This is a genomic window from Pseudobdellovibrio exovorus JSS (assembly GCF_000348725.1).
Classification (GTDB): domain Bacteria; phylum Bdellovibrionota; class Bdellovibrionia; order Bdellovibrionales; family Bdellovibrionaceae; genus Pseudobdellovibrio; species Pseudobdellovibrio exovorus.
The window spans coordinates 1,288,526-1,309,174 of record NC_020813.1; the positions used below are offsets into that span (position 1 = coordinate 1,288,526).

General features: G+C 41.3%; 22 protein-coding genes. 9 read left to right on the plus strand and 13 right to left on the minus strand.

Annotated features, from left to right (window positions below; genetic code table 11):
- Positions 1-23: 23 nt before the first annotated feature.
- Positions 24-1,619, plus strand: coding sequence for a ChaN family lipoprotein (locus A11Q_RS06370; RefSeq protein ID WP_015469973.1), 1,596 nt, complete (start codon positions 24-26; stop codon positions 1,617-1,619).
- Here A11Q_RS06370 and A11Q_RS06375 read toward each other — a convergent pair whose 3' ends face one another.
- Positions 1,620-1,892, minus strand: a complete 273-nt coding sequence (locus tag A11Q_RS06375; protein ID WP_015469974.1) for an HU family DNA-binding protein — start codon at positions 1,890-1,892, stop codon at positions 1,620-1,622.
- Between the two features lie 154 nt (positions 1,893-2,046).
- On the opposite strand from A11Q_RS06375, the gene A11Q_RS06380 reads away from it, so the two are divergent.
- From A11Q_RS06380 to pyk, 3 genes are read left to right on the plus strand one after another with little or no spacing between them, the layout of a single operon-like run.
- Positions 2,047-2,592, plus strand: coding sequence for an outer membrane protein assembly factor BamD (locus A11Q_RS06380; protein WP_148284955.1), 546 nt, complete (start codon positions 2,047-2,049; stop codon positions 2,590-2,592).
- Positions 2,592-3,263, plus strand: a complete 672-nt coding sequence (locus A11Q_RS06385) for a hypothetical protein (RefSeq protein ID WP_015469976.1) — start codon at positions 2,592-2,594, stop codon at positions 3,261-3,263. Before A11Q_RS06380 ends, A11Q_RS06385 begins: the two co-directional genes overlap by 1 nt.
- A 17-nt stretch (positions 3,264-3,280) precedes the next feature.
- A complete protein-coding gene (gene pyk, locus A11Q_RS06390; protein ID WP_015469977.1) occupies positions 3,281-4,774 on the plus strand; it encodes a pyruvate kinase in 1,494 nt (497 codons plus the stop codon).
- Here the strand turns inward: pyk and A11Q_RS06395 are convergent.
- The 3 genes from A11Q_RS06395 to A11Q_RS06405 are packed head-to-tail and all read right to left on the minus strand — an operon-like array spanning position 4,771 to position 7,308.
- Entirely contained in the window at positions 4,771-5,427 is a 657-nt protein-coding gene (locus A11Q_RS06395) for a CoA transferase subunit B (RefSeq protein WP_015469978.1), read from the minus strand. The genes pyk and A11Q_RS06395 overlap by 4 nt on opposite strands.
- 1 nt (position 5,428) lies before the next feature.
- Positions 5,429-6,130: a CoA transferase subunit A gene (locus A11Q_RS06400; protein ID WP_015469979.1), complete on the minus strand. Its 702-nt coding sequence runs from the start codon at positions 6,128-6,130 to the stop codon at positions 5,429-5,431.
- 2 nt (positions 6,131-6,132) lie between these two features.
- On the minus strand, positions 6,133-7,308 hold the full coding sequence (locus tag A11Q_RS06405) for an acetyl-CoA C-acetyltransferase (protein ID WP_015469980.1): 1,176 nt from the start codon (positions 7,306-7,308) through the stop codon (positions 6,133-6,135).
- Between the two features lie 98 nt (positions 7,309-7,406).
- Here A11Q_RS06405 and A11Q_RS06410 point away from each other — a divergent pair, with 98 nt between their 5' ends.
- Positions 7,407-8,255 carry a hypothetical protein gene (locus A11Q_RS06410; protein ID WP_015469981.1) on the plus strand — a complete coding sequence of 283 codons (849 nt, stop codon included), beginning with the start codon at positions 7,407-7,409 and terminating at the stop codon, positions 8,253-8,255.
- An 11-nt stretch (positions 8,256-8,266) separates the two neighbouring features.
- Here the strand turns inward: A11Q_RS06410 and A11Q_RS06415 are convergent, their stop codons facing one another.
- The 9 genes from A11Q_RS06415 to A11Q_RS06455 form a co-directional block, all read right to left on the minus strand.
- Positions 8,267-8,800, minus strand: coding sequence for a YceI family protein (locus A11Q_RS06415; protein WP_015469982.1), 534 nt, complete (start codon positions 8,798-8,800; stop codon positions 8,267-8,269).
- On the minus strand, positions 8,772-9,242 hold the full coding sequence (locus tag A11Q_RS06420; RefSeq protein ID WP_015469983.1) for a hypothetical protein: 471 nt from the start codon (positions 9,240-9,242) through the stop codon (positions 8,772-8,774). Before A11Q_RS06420 ends, A11Q_RS06415 begins: the two co-directional genes overlap by 29 nt.
- A gap of 15 nt (positions 9,243-9,257) precedes the next feature.
- Positions 9,258-9,815, minus strand: coding sequence for a c-type cytochrome (locus A11Q_RS06425; protein WP_015469984.1), 558 nt, complete (start codon positions 9,813-9,815; stop codon positions 9,258-9,260).
- A 6-nt stretch (positions 9,816-9,821) separates the two neighbouring features.
- Positions 9,822-10,574: a hypothetical protein gene (locus tag A11Q_RS06430; protein WP_015469985.1), complete on the minus strand. Its 753-nt coding sequence runs from the start codon at positions 10,572-10,574 to the stop codon at positions 9,822-9,824.
- Entirely contained in the window at positions 10,564-12,204 is a 1,641-nt protein-coding gene (locus A11Q_RS06435; protein ID WP_015469986.1) for a DUF1501 domain-containing protein, read from the minus strand. Before A11Q_RS06435 ends, A11Q_RS06430 begins: the two co-directional genes overlap by 11 nt.
- 38 nt (positions 12,205-12,242) lie before the next feature.
- On the minus strand, positions 12,243-13,841 hold the full coding sequence (locus A11Q_RS06440) for a DUF1585 domain-containing protein (RefSeq protein WP_015469987.1): 1,599 nt from the start codon (positions 13,839-13,841) through the stop codon (positions 12,243-12,245).
- Between the two features lie 112 nt (positions 13,842-13,953).
- Complete coding sequence (locus tag A11Q_RS06445) at positions 13,954-14,625, minus strand: hypothetical protein (protein WP_148284956.1); 672 nt, start codon at positions 14,623-14,625, stop codon at positions 13,954-13,956.
- Between the two features lie 53 nt (positions 14,626-14,678).
- Positions 14,679-15,839: a hypothetical protein gene (locus A11Q_RS06450; protein WP_015469989.1), complete on the minus strand. Its 1,161-nt coding sequence runs from the start codon at positions 15,837-15,839 to the stop codon at positions 14,679-14,681.
- Positions 15,840-15,922: 83 nt separating this feature from the next.
- Positions 15,923-16,516, minus strand: a complete 594-nt coding sequence (locus tag A11Q_RS06455) for a hypothetical protein (RefSeq protein ID WP_015469990.1) — start codon at positions 16,514-16,516, stop codon at positions 15,923-15,925.
- Between the two features lie 107 nt (positions 16,517-16,623).
- Here A11Q_RS06455 and miaB point away from each other — a divergent pair, with 107 nt between their 5' ends.
- The 4 genes from miaB to guaB are packed head-to-tail and all read left to right on the plus strand — an operon-like array spanning position 16,624 to position 20,630.
- A complete protein-coding gene (gene miaB / locus A11Q_RS06460; protein WP_015469991.1) occupies positions 16,624-18,021 on the plus strand; it encodes a tRNA (N6-isopentenyl adenosine(37)-C2)-methylthiotransferase MiaB in 1,398 nt (465 codons plus the stop codon).
- On the plus strand, positions 18,021-18,590 hold the full coding sequence (locus A11Q_RS06465) for a bifunctional nuclease domain-containing protein (protein WP_015469992.1): 570 nt from the start codon (positions 18,021-18,023) through the stop codon (positions 18,588-18,590). Before miaB ends, A11Q_RS06465 begins: the two co-directional genes overlap by 1 nt.
- A 9-nt stretch (positions 18,591-18,599) precedes the next feature.
- Entirely contained in the window at positions 18,600-19,106 is a 507-nt protein-coding gene (locus tag A11Q_RS06470; protein ID WP_015469993.1) for a gamma carbonic anhydrase family protein, read from the plus strand.
- Positions 19,107-19,142: 36 nt separating this feature from the next.
- Positions 19,143-20,630, plus strand: coding sequence for an IMP dehydrogenase (gene guaB / locus A11Q_RS06475; RefSeq protein ID WP_015469994.1), 1,488 nt, complete (start codon positions 19,143-19,145; stop codon positions 20,628-20,630).
- The last annotated feature ends 19 nt before the right edge of the window (positions 20,631-20,649 follow it).

The window sequence follows — 20,649 nt, forward strand, 5'->3', positions numbered from 1 at the left end:
CCTATAATTAATAATGAATTGATATGGATTCGACGCAACTGGTTCAAATCAGAAAAGATTTTTATCTTAATATCAGAAAAAGGGTTCAATCCATTTTGGGCGCAGAAACGTCTGAGTTGAAAACATACAGAAATACCTATGACAAAGAACTTGCTAGAAGAAAATGGCAAGCGATCGACAAACGCCATCTTTTTGCAAGACTTCGATCTGCTGATATTGTTTTGGTGGGGGATTTTCATGCGCATAAGCAATCGACTCGGGGATTCTTAAGAATTATTCGCAAGGTTAAATCAGATTTTGTTATTGGGTTAGAGTGTTTGCGAGTCAAAGACCAACAGTCTGTAGAGCAGTTTTTAGAAGGAAAAATTTCTGAAAAAGACTTCCTGAGGCAAGTGGCATGGAAGAAACATTGGAGCTTTCCTTGGGAGAACTACAAACCTCTTTTTAAATGGGCGCAGCAGCACAAAGTGAAAATATATGCACTTAACTCTGATGATGTGAAAAAGGGGTTGCGTGAAAGGGATAAGTTTTCTGCGAAACGCCTAAAAGAAATTTCACAGAAAAATCCTAAGAAAAAAATATTTGTTCAGTATGGTGACCTGCACTTAGCCACAACACATTTACCGAAAGAAATATCAAAAGTTTTACCTAAGGCAGATAAATGCGTTATTTTTCAAAGTCCTGAAACTTTGTATTTCAAGATTATGGAAAAACAGAAAGAACTCACAACAGATGTGGTGAAACTCAGTCATGATCTTTGGGCCTTAAATGGGCTTCCACCTTGGGTGAAGTGGCAGGATTATCTGCTATACCTTGAAAGTGGGCATGATAAAAAAGTTCGGGTGCAAGATATTGATCCGACAGATACAGTCGCGAACTCTATTGAGTTTTTATCAAAGTCGTTCGGGATTTCGACGAGTTTAGGGGCTCTATCTGTCTACAGTGCAAACGATGACAGCTTTTTTGATTTGCTAGAAAAGGTGCCTAATAGGCCGTTGAAGAAGCGATTAATTGAAAATATCCAAGAGGGAGTTTCATTTTATTCTCCTGAAATGGAGTCAGGGTATTTGGCGCGCTATTCGATGAATCATGTTCTCAGGGTGGCTGCAGAGTATCTTTATTTTCAGTCGGGTGGCTTTACTAAGACGATTTTGGATTCTAAGAAAGATTTCTTAAAAATAATATGGCTCGAGGCTGTAGTTTACTTTTGCAGTAAAGTAAAAAATCCAAAAAGGAAAAGCGATACACTACAAGATGTTCGCATAGCTCTTCAGAAAGAGCAGTTTGATGATCGTGGTAAAGAAGCTTTGATGTTAGCTTTAAATCAAAAGCTGTCCGAGATGCAATTTCTGTCGACGGGTAAATACAAAGTGCTCAGTGAACAAGTGCTAAAAAAATACAGTCGTCGTAGTATTGAAACTGCGGCGCAGATTATTGGTGGCATCATGGGGGAAAAGATCTTTGCGGCTTTTCATAAAAAGATGATTCGCCTTCCTGAAAATAAAGGTCTGATCTTTAGAAATTTGCAATTGGATGCATTTTCGCGGGTTTACTTTGAGTCGCTTGAGATGATTGAATCGTGGCCTGAAACATTTAAAAGTAAGTACGATAAGCTCTGATCACTTGACGATATCTTTGAACTCTTTCCCTGGTTTGAAGCGGGGAACATTGGTGCTGGGCAACTGAATGGCTTGGCCTGTCTTTGGATTACGCGCTGTTTTAGCTTTTCTTTCGGCTTTTGAAAATGAACCGAAGCCTACTAATTTAACTTCTTCGCCTTTAGAAACTGTTTTTTGAATGATAGAAAGAGTGACTTCAAGGTAGGCTTCAACTTGGGATCGACTGGTTTTGGTCTTACTGGCAATTGCAGCTACAAGTTCCGCTTTGTTCATCTTTGGTCTCCAAAAAAAGAATAACCTAAGTTAATGAGAATTTGAGTTTTTGTCATTAACTCAGATTTTAAATGCTCTGTATTGGGTTCGGGGTCTTGCAGCGTCTTACTGTGAAACACTCAACTTTAGTCAGCATTTTGCCGAAAAGTCTCATATGAAGAAGCTAGATAGTTTTCTTATCGCTATTGCAGTTATTATGACGCTCTTGGGTGGTGTTTACTACTATGCTGCTAACTCTATGAGTTACTTCGATGATCCTGTTATTCAGTCGATGCTAGAAAGACAAATACAGCTGCGTCAGTTAGAAAAAAAGTTGCATGTTATCGATGTGAAGACGGCCAAATCTAAAGCAGTCAGTCGTGCTATCGCCAGCATTCCTCAGAATTCAGCTGTGGGGGATGTGGTATTAGACTCTTCAGCAACGCCAGAGAAAATGGCGAAGAAGTTTTACGAAGAAGCTAAAATGAAATGTTATCAAGAGGGGCAAGAAAAAGCTTGCATTCAAACCATCGATAAAGTGGTAAGCCACTTTCCAGAAAGTATCTGGGCTGGGGAATCGCTGGTACTTTTAACGGATTACTATTATCGAACAGCTCGGCTTAAACAGGCCCGTGAAGTGGTGCAAATTCTTAAAGATGAGTTTAGTCACAGTACAGACATTCAATCAAAAGTAGCGATTATCGAAAGGGTTATTCGCTAATGCGAGCCGCAGCGCTCTTCCAATTGCTATTCCTATTTACTTTTTCAAAAATTTGGGCGCAGTCGACTATTCAGGTTCCTGAGGATTGTCTTGCTCGCGACGTGAGCCCCTGTCTTATAAGAACCTCTGATCAGGTATATCGTACTCATCATCGTGGAATTGCGATGAGCATTCCCTCTCAGAGTATTGTAAGGGTCTCATGGACTGAAAACTCGTATGATATCATAGTCTTGGATGGACGATTGCAAGTGGATATTCAACCTTCGCGTGCGACAGTGGTCAGGTTTAACGGATTGGAGTTGCCAGATCGTCGGTATATGTTGCGTCGCCATTATGATCAGCTTCTTGTGTTGTCTTTGCAAAAGTTTGTTTTAAATGTGCACAAGGTAGCCGAAGGGGGACTTTCGGATTTCGTTTCTTTTAAAGGCGACTTTGTTAACAAAAAGGACTTCGTTGATTTTACTCGTCACTTTTTTGATGAAGGCCACGAGTATAGACGATTTTTAACGTCGTATTCGCCTAAGTGGAGGGCGGAGTTCAAAAGACAAAACAGCATTCAAACTAAGGTCCTGACAAGATCTATAGCTTCTACTCCTGAAGATTTTGACCGCGAAAGTGAAGAGTCAAAAAAAGTCCGAGAACAGTTTTTTTACAGGACATTTCATCGTTAAAGACCTAAGCTAAATAAATGTTAGCAACTAGAAGAGCCAAAATCGTGGCGACCATTGGCCCAGCCACTCGTGATCCAGATAACTTAAAAAAAGCAATTGAAGCCGGAATGAATGTGGCTAGGTTGAATTTCAGTCATGGTCATCATGCTGAGCATTTGGATGTGATTCAGAACTTACGCCGAATTTCTAAAGAGCTTAAAGCCCCAGTGACGATTTTGCAGGATCTACAAGGACCAAAAGTTCGTGTCGGCTTATTTGAAAAAGGCTCTATCGTTTTAAAACCCCGTGAAGTGGTCACAGTGACGATCGAAGATGTTCTAGGTCGTGAAGGATTGATTCCCAGTGATTTCAAAGAGCTGTGCAAAGCTTGTAAAGAGGGAACGCAGATTCTTTTGGATGATGGTTTGATTGAGCTTAAAGTTCTAAGTGTGCAAGATACAGAACTTAAAGCCGAAGTCATTTATGGCGGAATTCTTAAAAATCGCAAGGGAATGAATTTGCCCGGAGTTCCATTGCCAGTGGACGCGATGACAACTAAAGATAAAGAAGACTTAGAATTCGGTTTAAAGAATTCAGTGGATTATATTGCATTGAGTTTTGTGCGTTATGGGAAAGATATTCGTATATTACGTGAATTGATTGAAAAAGCAGGTTCTCAGGCCAAAATTGTCGCCAAGATCGAAATGTTGGAAGCTTTAGATAATCTGGAAGAGATTGTCAGACTCAGCGATGTGGTGATGGTGGCGCGCGGGGACTTAGCTGTAGAAATCGGACAAAGTCGTTTACCTAGTTCGCAAAAAAGAATTATTAATTTGTGTAATCAATTAGGGAAACCTGTGATCACAGCGACTCAGATGCTGGATTCAATGGTTGAAAATCCGCGCCCGACGCGTGCCGAGATCACCGACGTGGCTAACGCAGTCCTAGATGGTACAGATGCCCTGATGCTGTCGGCAGAGTCTGCCAGTGGTAAACATCCTTTCCGTGCGATTCGTACTATGCACGAAATCATTGTGGAAGTGGAAAAAAATGAAGACTCTTACTACAAAATTTCTTTGGACAATGAACTCTTAAGTACCCCTGGAGCTATTGCGGCCAGTTCGGCGCTGTCCGCTTTGAAATTGAATGCATCGGCCATTGTGTGCTTAACGACATCGGGAAGAACGGCTCAGATCATTGCGGGTTTCCGTCCCAAGGCACAAATCGTGGCCATGACCACCGAGACAGATGTTTTAAATAGATTAGAGATCACATGGGGCTTGCAGACACTTCAAATCCGTCCCTATGAAACGCTTAAAGATGTTCTTAATCAGATGGAAAAACATTTAATTGAAAATGGCTTAGCAAAAACGGGTGATCGAATTATTTTAACTTTGGGTCAACCGATTGCAGATCATGGAAAGACAAATGCGCTCCATGTCCACGTATTGGGCGGGGAAGAATATAAAAAATCTTTGTCAGGTGATTTGCCGCTGAGATTTAAATCTCTCAGCGACATTGATGTTTCTTAAACAGTCATAGCTTTGCACTCAGGGTGAAGAGTCATCTTCCCCTCAGTGGCTTTTAGAACCTGTTCGGCCGTCATATCAGGAGCGTACTCAAGTAAGACGAAGCCTTTATCTGTGACTTCAATGACTCCAAAGTCAGACACGATTTTGCGAATGCATTTAACTCCTGTTAAAGGAAGAGTGCATTTCGTTCTTAGCTTTGAATTTCCATCTTTATCTGTGTGTTGCATAGCTACGATCACGTTACGCGCACCAGCTACGAGGTCCATCGCTCCGCCCATACCCTTGACCATTTTTCCTGGAACCATCCAGTTGGCAATAGAGCCTTCTTCGTCGACTTCCATCGCTCCTAAAACAGTTAAATCAATATGACCACCGCGGATCATCGCAAAACTATCCGCAGAGCTAAAGAAGCTAGCTCCTTTGGCTGTGGTGATGGTCTGTTTTCCAGCATTGATTAAGTCCGCATCTTCAGAACCTTCAACTGGGAATGGTCCCATGCCTAAGAGGCCATTTTCACTTTGCAGCATGACGGTTTTGTCTGCAGGGATGTAATTCGCAACTAAAGTGGGAATTCCAATGCCTAGATTGACGGTGTAACCATCTTGGACTTCTTGAGCAATTCTTTTTGCAATTTGTTCGCGTGTTAATGGCATTTTATACCTTCTTCTGAACAGTACGTTGTTCAATACGTTTTTCGTAGTCTTTCCCAACAAAAATTCTTTGAACAAAAACACCCGGAGTATGAATTTGGTCGGGATCAAGTTCTCCGACCTCAACCAATTCCTCTACTTCGGCCACTGTGATCTTTCCGGCTGTGGCAATCATGGGATTAAAATTACGTGCCGTTTTGCGATAAATTAAATTTCCAAATTTATCGCCTTTCCATGCCTTTACGAAAGCAAAGTCTCCGACAATTCCTTTTTCAAGAATGTAGTCACGTCCATCAAAGTTACGAACTTCTTTGCCTTCGGCGATTTTAGTGCCCACTCCAGTTGGTGTATAAAATCCAGGAATACCAGCTCCGCCAGCGCGCAGTCTTTCGGCTAAAGTTCCCTGAGGGCAGAACTCTAGTTCTAATTCACCTGACATAAACTGTTTTTCAAAAGTGGCATTTTCGCCTACATAGCTGGAAAGCATTTTCTTAATTTGACGAGTTTGCAAAAGTAAACCTAAGCCGAAGTCGTCTACGCCTGCATTATTAGAAACGCAGGTCAGTCCTTTGACTCCAGAGTCTTTCAAAGCTGTAATACAATTTTCAGGAATTCCGCAAAGACCAAAACCACCTACAAGAAGTGTCATGTTGTCTTTGACGCCTGCAATAGCAGACTTGGCATCTTGATAAACTTTATTCGACATATCTAGTTTCTTTCTACGATTAAAGAAACGGCCTCGCCGCCACCGATACAAAGAGTAGCTAGACCGCGTTTTAAGTTATTTGTATGAAGTGAGTGAACCAGAGTTGTTAAAATACGCGCTCCTGATGCTCCGATAGGATGACCAATCGCAATTGCTCCACCATGAATATTTGTTTTTTCAGCGGGAATTTCTAAGCTTTTTTGTGCGGCCATTGTGACATTGGCAAAAGCTTCATTGATTTCGAAATGGTCAATATCCCCAACGCTTAAATTAGCTAGCTCTAAAGACTTTTTGATAGCACCAACAGGTGCTGTTGTGAAGTATTGAGGTTCCTGAGCAAATGTCGCATAAGAGACAATCGTCGCAAGAGGCTTTAAACCTCTTTTTTTAGCTTCTGTTTCGCTCATTAAAACTAAAGCGGCTGCGCCATCATTAAGTTTAGAGGCATTGGCTGCTGTGATCGTTCCTTCTTTTTCAAAAGCAGGGCGTAGCTGTGGCATTTTGTCGAACATAGCTTTTCCCGGTTCTTCATCAGTATCAACAGTGACAGTTCCTTTTTTTGTTTCAATGTTCACTGGACAGATTTCATTTTTAAAACGTCCTTCAGCAATAGCTTTCTGAGCTTTTTTATAAGAATCAATAGCAAAAGCATCTTGAGCTTCGCGAGTGAATTCAAAATCACGTGAGCACACTTCCGCGGCATTACCCATGTGGAAGTTGTTGTAAGGGTCCCAAAGACCATCTTTGATCATCGAATCTACAATAGATTGAGATCCCATGCGGTAACCTGTGCGTGAGTTTTCTAAAAGGTGAGGAGATAAAGTCATATTTTCTTGCCCACCAGCAACGACAACTTTTGAAGTGCCAAGACGAATGCTGTCTGCACCCAACATAACGGCTTTCAATCCTGAACCACAAACTTTGTTGATGGTTAAGCAAGGAGTAGAATTTGAAACACCTGCGTAGATAGCCGCTTGTCGAGCGGGAGCTTGTCCAACACCTGCGGTGAGAACTTCACCCATAATCACTTCGCTAACATCTGTGGTCGCGACATTTACTTTTTCTAATGCGGCTTTGATGGCAATGGCTCCTAAGCGAGGTGCTGCTAATCCAGCGAAAGCTCCTTGAAAGCTAGCGACCGGTGTACGAACTGCTGAAACAATAACTACCTTTTCCATGGGGTCTCCTTATCAGTTGAATGTGAGGTTTAAGCCAAGGAACTTTAGCACTTATAAAAGCTGTTGACTATTGTCTTGGAATCCCACAATGGTGATTTATGGCAAAAACAAAATCATCAGCAAAAGCGTCTAAAAATAAAGCAAAACCGGCTAAGCCAGCAAAAACTGCTAAAAAAGCAGATAAAAAAGTGGCAAAAAAGCCTGTTGTTAAAGCAAAGCCTAAGGTAGAAAAAGCACCTCCTGCGGCAGCTGCTAAGAAAAAGGCTGCGGAAAAAGAAAAGGCTGTTGCTAAACCATCAAAGGTTGAAGTTAAAAATAACGCAAAAGCTAAATCTACTGTTGATGAGAAAGCCACACAAAAGCCGACTAAGGCAGACGCCAAGCTTAAAACTAAGGCTAAAAAAACCGATAAAAAAAATGAAGATATTGATGATGATCTTATCGGTGAAGACTTTGGTGACAGCGAAATTGCTGAATACGAAGAGGACTTAAGAGCAGTAGAAGACGATGAAGATGATGCCTCTTTAGAACTTTCTGACGAAGAGGAAGAAGACGATAAAAAAGATGAAGAAGTTTATTTAACTGATTCAGAAGGTCGTCGTCTTTGTAAAGTTCGTGACTGCGATCAAGTAGCCAACGTGGACACTTATTGCCGTTATCACTACTTACTTCTTTGGAAGAAAATCCAAATTCGTAAAAATATTTTGAATGATGGTAAATTAGAAAAGTATTTGGAAGATTTAACATCTCGTTATCCAGATAAATTCTTAGAAGTGATCAAAAAAGATTTAAAAACAGAAAAAGATTTCTTGTCTGTTATCCAAGAGATGGAGTTAGACGAGAACGTTCTGAATGAAATCGAAAATGAAGAAGAAGTGCAATCATTCGCCGACGAGATCCGTGGAATCGGAGAAGCTCCGAGTCTAGACGACGACGGCGACTACTAGAATTGTATTGGCTATTTGCCGGCAATAGGAACGGTCATTTTAACTTTGACCTCATCCTTGACGCCGGCCCCTTTGAAGCTGACATCTTTCACGTTAAATTCACTTAAGATAATTGAAAAGTTAGCAATTAAATTTGATCCCTGAATAGAGTAAGTACCTCGGACAACTTTTTCGATGCCATTGAACTTTATCTTGGCGATACCCTTTCCACCTTTACCTAAACTCTGGAGCACTTCGATATTTGGGTGTTGTTCGGCATTTACATATTTTAAAGCATGTTTGTCGCGTAAAGACATACCTGTTTTGAGTGAAGACCATGGAATGTTAAAACGATCAGCGGTGTATGAGTCTCCGTTGACTTTTGCCTGAGCTGAAAAATCTTTAATTTCGGCGACAAAGTCTCCAACGGGACTGACCGAGACCGATGCTTCTAGCTCTGCAGCCTTTGCAGAAAACGACAGCAGTGTGAAAAGCAATAAAGAAGACACCCATTTAGTTGCAGTAATAGTTGTAGTATTAGTTTTGATAAGATTTTGTATAGACATGCCAGTTCCCCCCAGGTCGACGTACTTTGATGACCGCATCACCGATGACGGTTTGTTTTGAAAGTAAACACGTTTCTTGAAATAAGGTATCGCCAACAGCTAAAGTGCCGGCTTTAAGCGAGCAAATGGACTGTTTAGAAGTTCCGAAAACCTCCACTTCATATTCGATAATACCAGTGGAACCATCGGCGTAGGTAGCTAAGCCAAGCAAGTTGTACATACGATTTGGATCATTTGGGATATCTGCATCTGGTACAATCTGCAGTTCAAAATAAATTTCAGCTGGCTCTGAATAGCGGTATTCGAAAAAATCCATGGTTTTTTGCACGACAGAGTCTTCAAAAACAGAAGGGTTTTTCGAACAGTTTTGGAAAGGTAAAAGCAGAGCTAGGGTGGCCAGTAAGAAGAAGGCGAGTTTTCTTTTTTTTATGAGTGTGAACATCCTCGACCTCCTTTCTTAATCCAAGTTATTTAAGTAGGCACTGATTTCACGAATTTCTTCGTCTGTTAGACGGATACTCTTCATTTGGCCTATGTTAGTTAGGGCTGATTTAAGCTGAGTAAAAGATCTATTGGGTTTTTCATGGGGATTCTGGTGGCAACTCATACAATGCACGTTGAAGAGGTTCTTTCCTACAGCATACTTGTTACTATTATCAGTTACTGGCTCAATGACTCCTGTTGCAGAAAGAGCATTGATGGTGACAGGACCATAGTTAATCCGGTTCATTTGGTCGTTGGCTTTGAAATAGACACTGACTTGAATGTTTGCCGGTTCTTTACACTTTACAAGAAAGTTGTTTGAAATATGAGGATCGACCATGGCTTTGCAATTGTTTTGTCCCGCTGTTAGTTCAAGATTAAAGATGCTGATGGGATTTCCTGAGTTATCTTGTAAGCGAAAGGGCATCGTGACGTGGGTTCTTAAACTATTATCACGAAACAGGGGGATGATCTGCTGGGCAGATACCTGCAAGGATGATAATAGAATAAAAACAAGAACCCAATACTTCATAGAGATCTACAAACTTTGCCAGTGATTAGAAACGCATGTGGTGAGTATAGCGGCCTTCCAGCCATTATCTGTTGCTGGGAATCCTACCAACATTTGTAAGCTTTCGATCAAACGTAATTCCGGTAAAGGTTTATTACGATAAAAAAGACTAAATAATTTAGCTACATTGTCTGGAGTATTAGCTGCAACAGCTACATTTTGATTCTCTTTTAACTGACTGGCTATGTATTTATATGTCGTCGCATTGGCGACAGATTCTGCACAGATATTATTTACAAGCGCTTGCTGTAGAACATTGGCAGAAGGCTGAATTGGGGCAGCCAGATTATTTGCTGTATCGCTATTCGCACAAGCAATGGCATCCGCATCTACTTTGTTGCCTGCACGGGTCGATTTGAAATTATCGTAGATAGAGCAGGGACCTCCAAAAATGGCTTTCTCGTTTTTAATGCGTTTCATAGTTGTCAAATTAGCCGCATTCGGTCCAAAGATATCTACAAAAAAAGAATGCAGGGTTAAGCGGTCCATCAAAGATTTAGAAAGCTCAATGGCTTTTTCTTGTTCTCTTTCCACTTCGGTTCCGTGCATGTAGTCACTGTGAATTTGATCAATGGCTGAAGCTCCACTTAAAGATGAAAAGTTTTCTTCACCTTGAAAACTTTGACCACAGTTTTGAAATTGAAGAAGCAAAATAATTCCCATGGCTGTAATCGGAAGTGTTTTCGAATATTTTTTATTAATTAACTTATTAAGCAACATTTTTAGCCTCTCCTAATGTAGGGCCATAGCTTTCCCATGTGCTGCCGTTAGTTTTAAGTACATAGACTCCGTTGTTGGCGACATTTCTGACATTTAGCATACCGCAAACTGTTTTTGCGATATCATTGATACGCAATGGAAATTCTTTATTTGTTAATGGGTGAAGCTCAGCGAGTCCCCATGTTCCCGCATAAGCAGTTGCTGTATCGTGCTTGATATTTCCTACGACTGTCGTCTTTGGAATCATGCCCGAGATAAGTAGTGCAGATCCTCCTAAGAAACCATGATCTGATCCAGAGCCATCGGCTTTTGCATTGCGATTGAACTCAGAACCGAATTGAATAACAGTGCGATTAAATAACCCATCTGCTTTCAGGGTTGCAATTAGCTCTTCCGTGCAGTTCAAAATAGCGCGGTAATAGTAAGTCGTTCCCAGAGTGGCCATCAGTGAACCAATAAAATGCTGATCATTTGTCAGGTTCATTTTATTGCCGTTAGCATCGTAAACAAGACCTGTTAAAGCTCCGATATCGGCCGTTAGAACTTGAGTCAAACCTGTCGTTACTAAAATTTCAACTGTTGCGAAAGTGGTAGCCAGATTGGCTACAGATGTTCCGCTATTAACCATGGCGCGAATATCAGTCATATTGCCCATGAAAATTCCGTCTCCACGGCGAGTACGAGGGTCAGGATTGGATCCGCTGGCTACCGTTGGAGTTGGAATAGCTTTGTTATCTACGAAAAGAGATGTATTTGCATTTGTAAAAGCCTCTTGTACGAGGTTTAGATATTTGGAATAAGTGGCTCCCCAGCGATCGGTAAAGGTTTTCACTCCCAGTGTAACTAAGGCATCAGCGCGATCTTTCGCTTCTGCTAAGCCCCGCTGAATAAATTGATTTCGCTCTGCATAGCGATCGAATTCCGAAAAGGCTTGTTTTACGGCTAATGTATTAGAAGCCGGAGCTCCCGAGAAATAGCTCATGATATTGGCCACTGGATTGGTCGAGGTCGAGACAGAAAGATTCAGTTCGATAGGGGATAATGCCTTTTCAGCTTTGAAGGCATTAGAGATGCTTCCTGTGGAAACAGCCGGGAAAGGATTCCCAGTTTTTTGTGCTAAGACGCCTGCTACAGAAAGTCCACCGATGATAGGGGATTGATTGCGATAGCGACCCAGAGTGTGATTGTTAATTTCAAGATCGACACCACGAATGAAAGCAGCATTGGATAATGTATGTGTGAATTTCCCACCAGAAGGCTTGCTGCCCCAAACTGGAGGCAACCAGTACTTACTCGTACTATCGTACCAAGGTTTATAAGTAACCACCGGACTATTTCCAGAGGCACCAATAAAAGTTCCTAAACCATTATGCGAGAACGAATCAGTATATTTAGAAGCTGTACCATTCGGGGTTAATGGTAAATCAAATAACCAACGGGGAGGACCACCTGGTAATGAAAAATATAAATAAATACGATCAGAGCCGACGACGTTTGCCATGCTGTTGGCATTGGCTTGAGAAGCGATACTTTGCACGACCATTTGAGCTAAAGCGGGAGACATCCCTAAAAGACCTAAGCCTTTAGTGGCATCAAGTAAAAACTTTCTTCGGCTATTATTACGTGACATATACGTTCCCCCCGAAACTTATGTGCTCGTTCTACATCTTAAGGCGTCTGATATTGACGATAGATAAATCCTTCGCTGTTAAGAATGTCTTCAATCAGTTTAATCAGGCTCTGAGACTGCTTCAAGCTTGCTCCCAAAGCATGGACCTTTTTACGGTGAAATTTTGCTGTATCTGTATTGCTGGCTTCAGCCACATTACGCTCGGCTAAGTTAACATTATAGCCAGTGAAAAATTCGTAGTAGCGTTTAGCTACACATCGGTAGAAGTCATCGCTTTTAGCTAGCTCGGCGCCTAATTGAGTTGTGCCATTAACTGCAACTTTAATTAATCTATTATTGTGATCTCGATAGTTCAGTGATCCCATAGGTGCTTGTAGTGTGAATACAGCACTTCCAGATTTTTGGTCCAGCTTCGTCACTCCCAGAACTGGAGTCCCGCGTGCTAACAATTCAGGTCGATTAGGATCTGTAGCCGACACATTTTCATTTGGTGATGTACGATAAGAGGCGTAATTACGAAAGACAGTCGCCATGGGATCAAGAGACGTATGGCAGGCCATACAAGAGGCATTTAAGCGAAATCCATGTGGAGAGTTGGCTCTGACATCATTAACGACGTCAGCTTCTGTCAAGGTGGGCATTTGATGGCAAAGTAAGTCTTCAAAAACACGATTAGAAAGACGGCGCGCAATAAGTTGATCTGGATCATTGGCAGCACCCGGAGCAATTTGATTCAAAGTTAAGTTTGTGTTTTTTAGAATGTAAGTCTGTGATCCTAAAACGCCACCACCCAAGTGCTCAAAAAGATTAACTCCACCTGTTCTTTTAGCTACGATAGCAGCATTTAAATCAGCGCGCTGAGCCATATTGCTCATAGATGGTCCGCCGATAGTAATCTGAGGAATATTTAGATTAGGAGCATCTTCAACGCCGACTAATTTACCAAAGGGCACCAGATATTTATCATCTAAAGGCATTGAAAATAAGTTATTTAAATTATTGGCCGTACCATAAGAAAGTAAGAAACGGTTAGGATATGTTCCCGAGTAAGTCGTTTCATTAACTAAAGCCATTGGTTTTGAAATCCAGCGACTTGTTTTTTCTTTGTCTGGTGCTACGCGTACGCCACGAATAGTTTTGCTTGCGGTGAAGAATGTGCTCAAGGGGATATTGGTGCTAAAAAGTGAGCGCGTTAAATACAAAGAAGCTTCATCACTATCTTTTACAACAGAAGTTGAGTTGTTGAAGTTGGCATTTGAAAACTCAAGAGCTTTTTTTGAAAACCATGAGTTATGAAAGTTATGAAAAGTAGAAATTAAGGCCTGATTTTCTGCTTCCGAAAGTTTAGGGTAGCTAGGATAGCGTGCGGCTTTCAATTTATTATTATCTAAAAATTCAGATTGATGTATAAGCACAGCACAAGCTGCAGGGCCAGTGAGTCTTTTCGCAATAATATCGCTCATTAAGGTATTGCCTAAACTCGCCGTGCGAGGAACGACAGTCTTAAACATCTTCATATAACAGCGATTGAAAATCTCGCCATCTGACAGTCGGATGTTTTGAGTTTGGGCCGTAGCAAAACTAGAAATTAATAATAATGCACCTAATGGCAAAAGATTTCCTTTTACGCGCAGCATACGTTTCCCCCACCTTTACTTTACGGCTTTTTGAGCTTTTAAGTAAAACGAATCCATTTAGATTCTAAAGATGAGACTAAAAAAACTTAATTAATTTCTAGAAATGGAAAAATTAAAATTGGTAATTCATAGAGGCATTCCATCCTGTATCAAGATGAGACTCTGTGAAGCTTGTGATTTTCTGCTCGAACGACCAATTGGATGAAATATGCCAGTTCAGTCGAAAAAGAGCGAAAAATTTCATGGGCTTTGAATATTTGAATTCGTAGGTCGTGACCACAGAGGTGGGTGGTTCCAGTGTTAAAGAGTGAAAAAGAAGACCGGCTCCAAGCCCCAAGGAAACATTGGTATGCGGGTAATAAGAAAAGCCTGCATCAAACAGAAAAGGAATATTTCCTTTAGCTTTGTCGCGGTATTGGATGCTGGTGTTAGTGCTGCTGGCTTGTCCACTAAGCAAAAGAGCTTGCGCCTCAGTCCAAATAGACCATGAGGTCCATTTTAAACCTAATTCATAGCCCAGAAGCGCACCGCTGTATTTCATATCAATTTCTTCAGATCGCCCATCAGCAGCTAGAAGCTTTATGTTTTCACCCCAAAGTGCTAGACCAAATTTAAAAGCGTTCGTTGTATGGTAATTGGGTTTAGGGGCCTGTTTGGGCGGAGCTCGTCTTGTTCTGACAGTACGTCTTGGCTGTTGCTGCTGTGGATTGGTTGTCCGGCGCATTTGAGGTTGTGAACCCGTGTTCTGCGAGCTTTGCGTCTGTGCGTAAGTATCATAGGCCAAGAATGAGCTTATTGCAAAAAAAGCAACAACACATAAAACAAATCGTGAATATCTTATAAAGATAGATGTATTTGTGATTGTATAATCCATTGATCTTTTGCTGCCTCTGTTGCGTTATAAGTTTTCTGATTTACTCCCGAAAAACGAAGTTCAAGTCGTTGAATAGGAAAAGCTAAAAAGCCAAGATCCCATTTTAATAATTCTAAAGCACTGCCGCCGCTATCGTTTTTAGAAAACTCAAGCCCAGACAAGAAAAACAAACCACGAGTAAGATTCAAATTTCCTTGGGTAAAGACATAAGTTGTTTTGTTTTCAGCCGTCGAAGTTAAGAGTTTAATTTTTTCTTGTCGATGACCTAGCTCCATCAACAGAGCATTACCATTTCCAAAACCCATCTTATTGTGAATTTCTAATAAGCTTTGATTGTAGTTTTCTTTTTGTTCATACAGGACTGCGGCGCCGTAGGCGTTACTGTTTCCCCATTTTTGTTCAAAGAAGATGCTTCCACCTTTTAATTGATCTGGGCTGGGAAGATGCATATTTCCATTCCAAAACTGCAAGAAAAGATCTTCATTTGGACGGGCCCACTGAAATTGAAGAGCGTGAACTTGATCGTGTTGCCCAAGGCCCAGTTGTGCACGATTGACGGAGGTATGATTTGCTGTTTTTATGCCGAAGACTTTATCCATGAATCCAGCTTGTAGCCACCAATCCTTCGCGAACTGATACTTTAGAAAGTATTCTTTCATAAAGACACGCTCATTACCCGCAATAGCTTTGTTAGGGGCAATAGCAAGGGGGTTATCAAGATAACTGATGGTGTTGATCAATGCGAGAGTGCGTTTCTGGTTGCCATAGAAGTTTAAATTCAGATCATTCTGCATATTGTAATGCAGTTGTTGTTTTTGGCTCGAACCAGGGAATCGTTCAACAGTTAATGAACGATATTTAAGACCCATACGAACCCACCATGGAAGTTCAACAGAACCTAAAAAATTAGAGATTCCAACAGAAGTTTCTTCGTCTAAGCCGAAAGGATTAGCTGCGATTTCGGAAGCATAAACACCTCGAGCATAGTCCGTTAAGGCACCCCCGCCGCTACCGCTTTCATGACAGATCATGCAACTGCGATAGCCGAAACCTATGAATTCGGGGTAGGCAAAAGCTGGTGTGTTAAATATTAACAAACTGAAAAATAACAATGACCAATTCATCTAACATCATTAGACAACGTCAAAGTGGTGGGATCAAGAATTTGAGACGGGAAAATTCTAAACTAGCCCTACAAAAACTGTAGCTAGTGCATGTCCTCTTTTTTCTTTTTTTTCTTAAGAGTATCGTTTTCGTTGTCTGTGGGAACGCGGAAAATTTTAGGGCGAGACGTGTCGACATCTTCGTCATCCAGTAATCCGTAGGCCTCTAGATCTTCTTCAGTCTCTTTTAGTAAGGACTCATCGTTATCATCAAGGCCTAAAAGCTTGTCAGCTTCAGCTTCTAGGTCAGAGTTGACGCTGCTGAATTGGAGCCAAATCTTCTGTTTTTCAAAGGGATATTCTTGCCATGTGTAGGGCATTTCATGGTCTTCGCCATTGTCGAAATACTCCAGCATCAGGCTCGCTATAGCATCCACAGCCAGATGGATTTGTGGAAGAGTGTTTTGCTTTTCAGTGGAATGGTCTACGGAAACCTCGAAATTCAGGAATCTCAGCTCGCCTTTAACATTTATGCCAACCCGCATCAAAACCTCTGTAGGGTAAATTCTACCTTCTACTTTGAGGTTTTTGCCCTCGAGTTGTGACTTAAAGTTTTCTTCAAACAGGCTTTGAATTTGTCCGGTCAATTCGGGAGGTAAAGACGACCATTTTTTAGACTCTTTTTTACGCGGATTCATTTGGAAATTCCTTCACTTTTATTGACTGAAACTCGACTTGTTTCTATAACTCATTTTCGTCATAAGTCACAATAAGAAAACGTTATAACTGTGGGAAAATATTGAAAATGAGCGAAAATCAAATAAATCCGTCGTCACCCGCATCTGAAATTACTGTAGCTGATCCTGTGCGTCCGCAAATCAACCAAGATGTAGGGCAAGGTCGAGGTGTTTATATTTCCACTTATGGCTGTCAGATGAATGTGAACGATACCGAGCGTATGTATTCGCTTTTAGAGATGGCAAATTTTTCTGTAGTTAAAGAACCAGAAGAAGCGACATTGATTATTATCAATGCGTGCTCTATCCGCGAAAAACCAGTTCACAAGGTCTATTCGGAAGTTGGCCGTTACAGAAAATTGAAAGAAAAAAATCCAATGCTCAAAATCGGCGTTGGGGGCTGTGTTGGACAACAGGAAAAAGATAAATTGATTAAAAATCAGCCTATGATTGATTTCGTTTTCGGTACGGACAATATCGATGCCTTACCCAATCTGGTCGCTCAGACTTTTGAATCTTCAGATAAAGTCATTAATGCGAAATTTGAACATCGTGCTCCTTACCATGTTGAAACACTGGTGCGTAATCCGGGAGTTTCTACTTTTGTGAATATCACAAAAGGCTGCGATAACTTCTGCACATTTTGTATTGTGCCGTTCACTCGTGGACGTGAAAAATCGCGTCCACTTTCCCACGTGTTGATGGATGTTAGAAGCCTAGTGAAACGTGGGGTGAAGGAAGTCACTTTATTAGGGCAAAATGTGAACTCTTACGAATCTGAAGATGGAGCTGATTTTGCAGATTTATTGAAAAAAGTCGCCATGGAAACGGATATTCAACGTATTCGTTACACGACATCACACCCAAAAGATTTTAACGAAAAATTAATGCACGTGATGGCAGAACATCAGGATAAAGTTTGTGAGTACGTTCATCTTCCAGCGCAAAGTGGTAACTCACGTATTTTGCGTCAGATGAATCGTGGTTACACTCGTGAAGAGTATTTAGACAAAATTGCCTTAATGAAAAAATATATTCCTAACTTGGTATTGTCTACAGACATCATTGTGGGATTTCCAGGTGAAACAGAAGAAGAGTTTCAAGACACAGTCAGCTTAGTAAAAGAAGTGGGCTTTGAAACGATGTTTGCGTTTATGTATTCTCCACGCCCATTTACAAAGGCGGCTTCGTTTCCTGATCATGTAGCTGAGGAAGTTAAAAATCGTCGTTTGAATGAGCTTTTTGACTCTCACGAGAAGCAGGCTTTTGATCTTGCTAAAAAATATGACGGACAAGTTCTAAATGTCCTAGTTGAGCAAATCAACGAGCAAGGGAAAGCGCAAGGTCGTAGCACACAGAATAAGTTGGTTTACTTCTTAGGAAGTGAAAGTCTTATCGGCAAAACAGTTCCAGTTAAAATCAACTTTGCATCGCCTAATGTCCTTAGAGGAGAATTAGTTCAGTAATGACATCGGATAAACCTCACAAACCTACATCTGATATCACAGCGGATATTTTATTTACGAGACCGCAGGATGAAAATATCAATTTTGATGAAAAAGATTTAGTGGAACTATTCCCTTATGGTCTGTCTTTAACCAACGATGCCTCACGTCCCTTTATGATCTTAAAAGATAAAAGTGGAGAGATGGTTTTGCCAGTTCCTATAAATCAGATTGAAGCAGGCGTGACTTTGACTCAATCAGCTCAGGCGGCAACGCCTGTAAGCACTCACCAGTTTTCGACACGATTATTGGAAAGTCTTGATATTAAAATTGAACGCTGTGTTTTTGTTGAGATTAAAGGTGTGCACCAATATGTGCGCTTATATATGAGCGGCCACCCTCAATACCAAAGCATGAAGTTCCGTGCGGACGAAGTGATGAGTCTTTGTATTCATTTGAAAGTTTCTTTATTAGCTACAAAGAATTTTATTAATCGCTCTAAAGTGATGAGCGCTGAAATCGTGGGTTTAGCTCAAGGAGTAGTCAATAATCCACTGCTTTTGGCGAAGTCCCATCAGTATTTAATGTAAAGGATGTTTATGTCTTTGATTACAGCCCGTGGTGCGACTCCACAACTAGGTGAAGATGTGTTTGTTGCCGAAGGCGCAAAAATTATCGGAGACGTTAAAATTGGCGACCGCTCTTCTATTTGGTTTAATACCACTTTGCGTGGTGATGTGATGCCTATTACAATTGGAACTGAAACTAATATCCAAGATGGCAGTGTTTTGCATGGGACCTATGGGAAATATGCATGCGAAATTGGTGATAGAGTAACTATTGGGCACAGTGTGGTCTTGCATGGCTGTAAAATAGGCACACGCTGCTTAATCGGGATGGGATCTATTGTTATGGACGGAGCCGAAGTCGGAGAGTTCTCGGTGGTAGGTGCCGGATCTTTGGTGACGGAAGGGAAGAAATTCCCACCTCGTTCATTGATTGTGGGCCGTCCGGCAGCGGTGAAACGCCCTCTGACAGAAGAAGAGCTTAGATTTTTGGAGCAGTCAGCCGATAATTATCTTCTGTATAAAACTTGGTACAAATAAGTTAGCATATTTTTACACTATTTAAGAGGGGGCATTATGAATTCAACAGGGAATTCATCAGCGAATTCTATTTTTGAATTAGCGCTGACGTTCGATGATATTTTGTTGGTACCTCAGTACTCTGAGATCGTTCCAACAGAGGTAATTCCTCGTACTTTTTTTGCGAACAATATCTATTTGAATGCTCCACTGATTTCTGCAGCGATGGATACGGTTACTGAAAATAAAATTGCCCGTATTATGGCTCAAAATGGCGGTTTGGGAATCATTCATAAAAATATGACGATTCAGGCGCAGGCCTTTGAAGTTGAAAAAGTAAAAAAATATGAAAGCGGCATGATTCAAGATCCTATCACATTGTCGCCAGACCATTATGTCAGTGAAGCTTTACAGATTATGAGCCGTTATTCGATTAGTGGTGTACCTATCACTGTTCAAGGTAAGCTGGTGGGGATTCTGACAAATCGGGATTTGCGTTTTGAAACTAACGTCAACCAGCCGATTAAAAATATTATGACGAAAGAGCATTTAGTTACAGCTCCAGTCGGAACCACTTTAGAGCAAGCCAAGAAAATCTTGCAGCAACATCGTATTGAAAAACTACCTGTAGTCGATCAAGAGGGTTTCCTTAAGGGATTAATCACGATTAAAGATATCGAAAAAGCTGAAGCTTATCCGCAGGCGACCAAAGATTCTAAAGGGCGCTTGGTCACGGGAGCTGCAGTTGGCGTTGGTGCGGACTCGATTGAACGTGTTGAGGCATTGGTAGCTTCTGGTGTTGATGTCGTCTGTATCGATACAGCCCATGGGCATTCAAAAAATGTAATTCAGATGGTAAAAAATGTTCGCAGTAAATATCAAGATGTGGTGATTGTTGCGGGCAATGTGGTGACATCAGAGGCGACAGAAGACTTAATTCAAGCTGGAGCTGATGTGGTTAAAGTCGGCGTCGGGCCGGGCAGTATTTGCACGACTCGTGTTGTTGCCGGAGTAGGTGTTCCTCAAATATCTGCAGTGATGAAGTGTGCAGGCATTGCTAAAAAACATGGAAAAACAATTATTGCTGATGGTGGCGTGAAATTTTCTGGTGACATAACGAAAGCCCTCGCATTGGGTGCAAATACTGTAATGATTGGGAATCTATTGGCCGGAGCAGAAGAGTCTCCGGGTGAAACTATTTTATATCAAGGTCGTACATACAAAATGTATCGTGGAATGGGATCACTAGGAGCGATGGAAAAAGGCTCTAAGGATCGCTATGGTCAAATGGATACACATGATTTAGACAAACTCGTACCTGAGGGAATCGAAGGAAAAGTTCCATATAAAGGCAATGCCAGCGGAATTGTTCATCAGCTTATTGGTGGTTTGAAGTCCGGTATGGGTTACATTGGAGCCCGCAATATCGAAGAACTTCAAAGCAAGGCGAAGTTTGTGCAGATCACGGGGCAAGGGCTGAAGGAGTCTCATGTGCATGATGTGAGTATTACGAAAGAAGCTCCTAATTACCGTCTTGAAAGTTAAAAATAAAACGAGGTCGTAT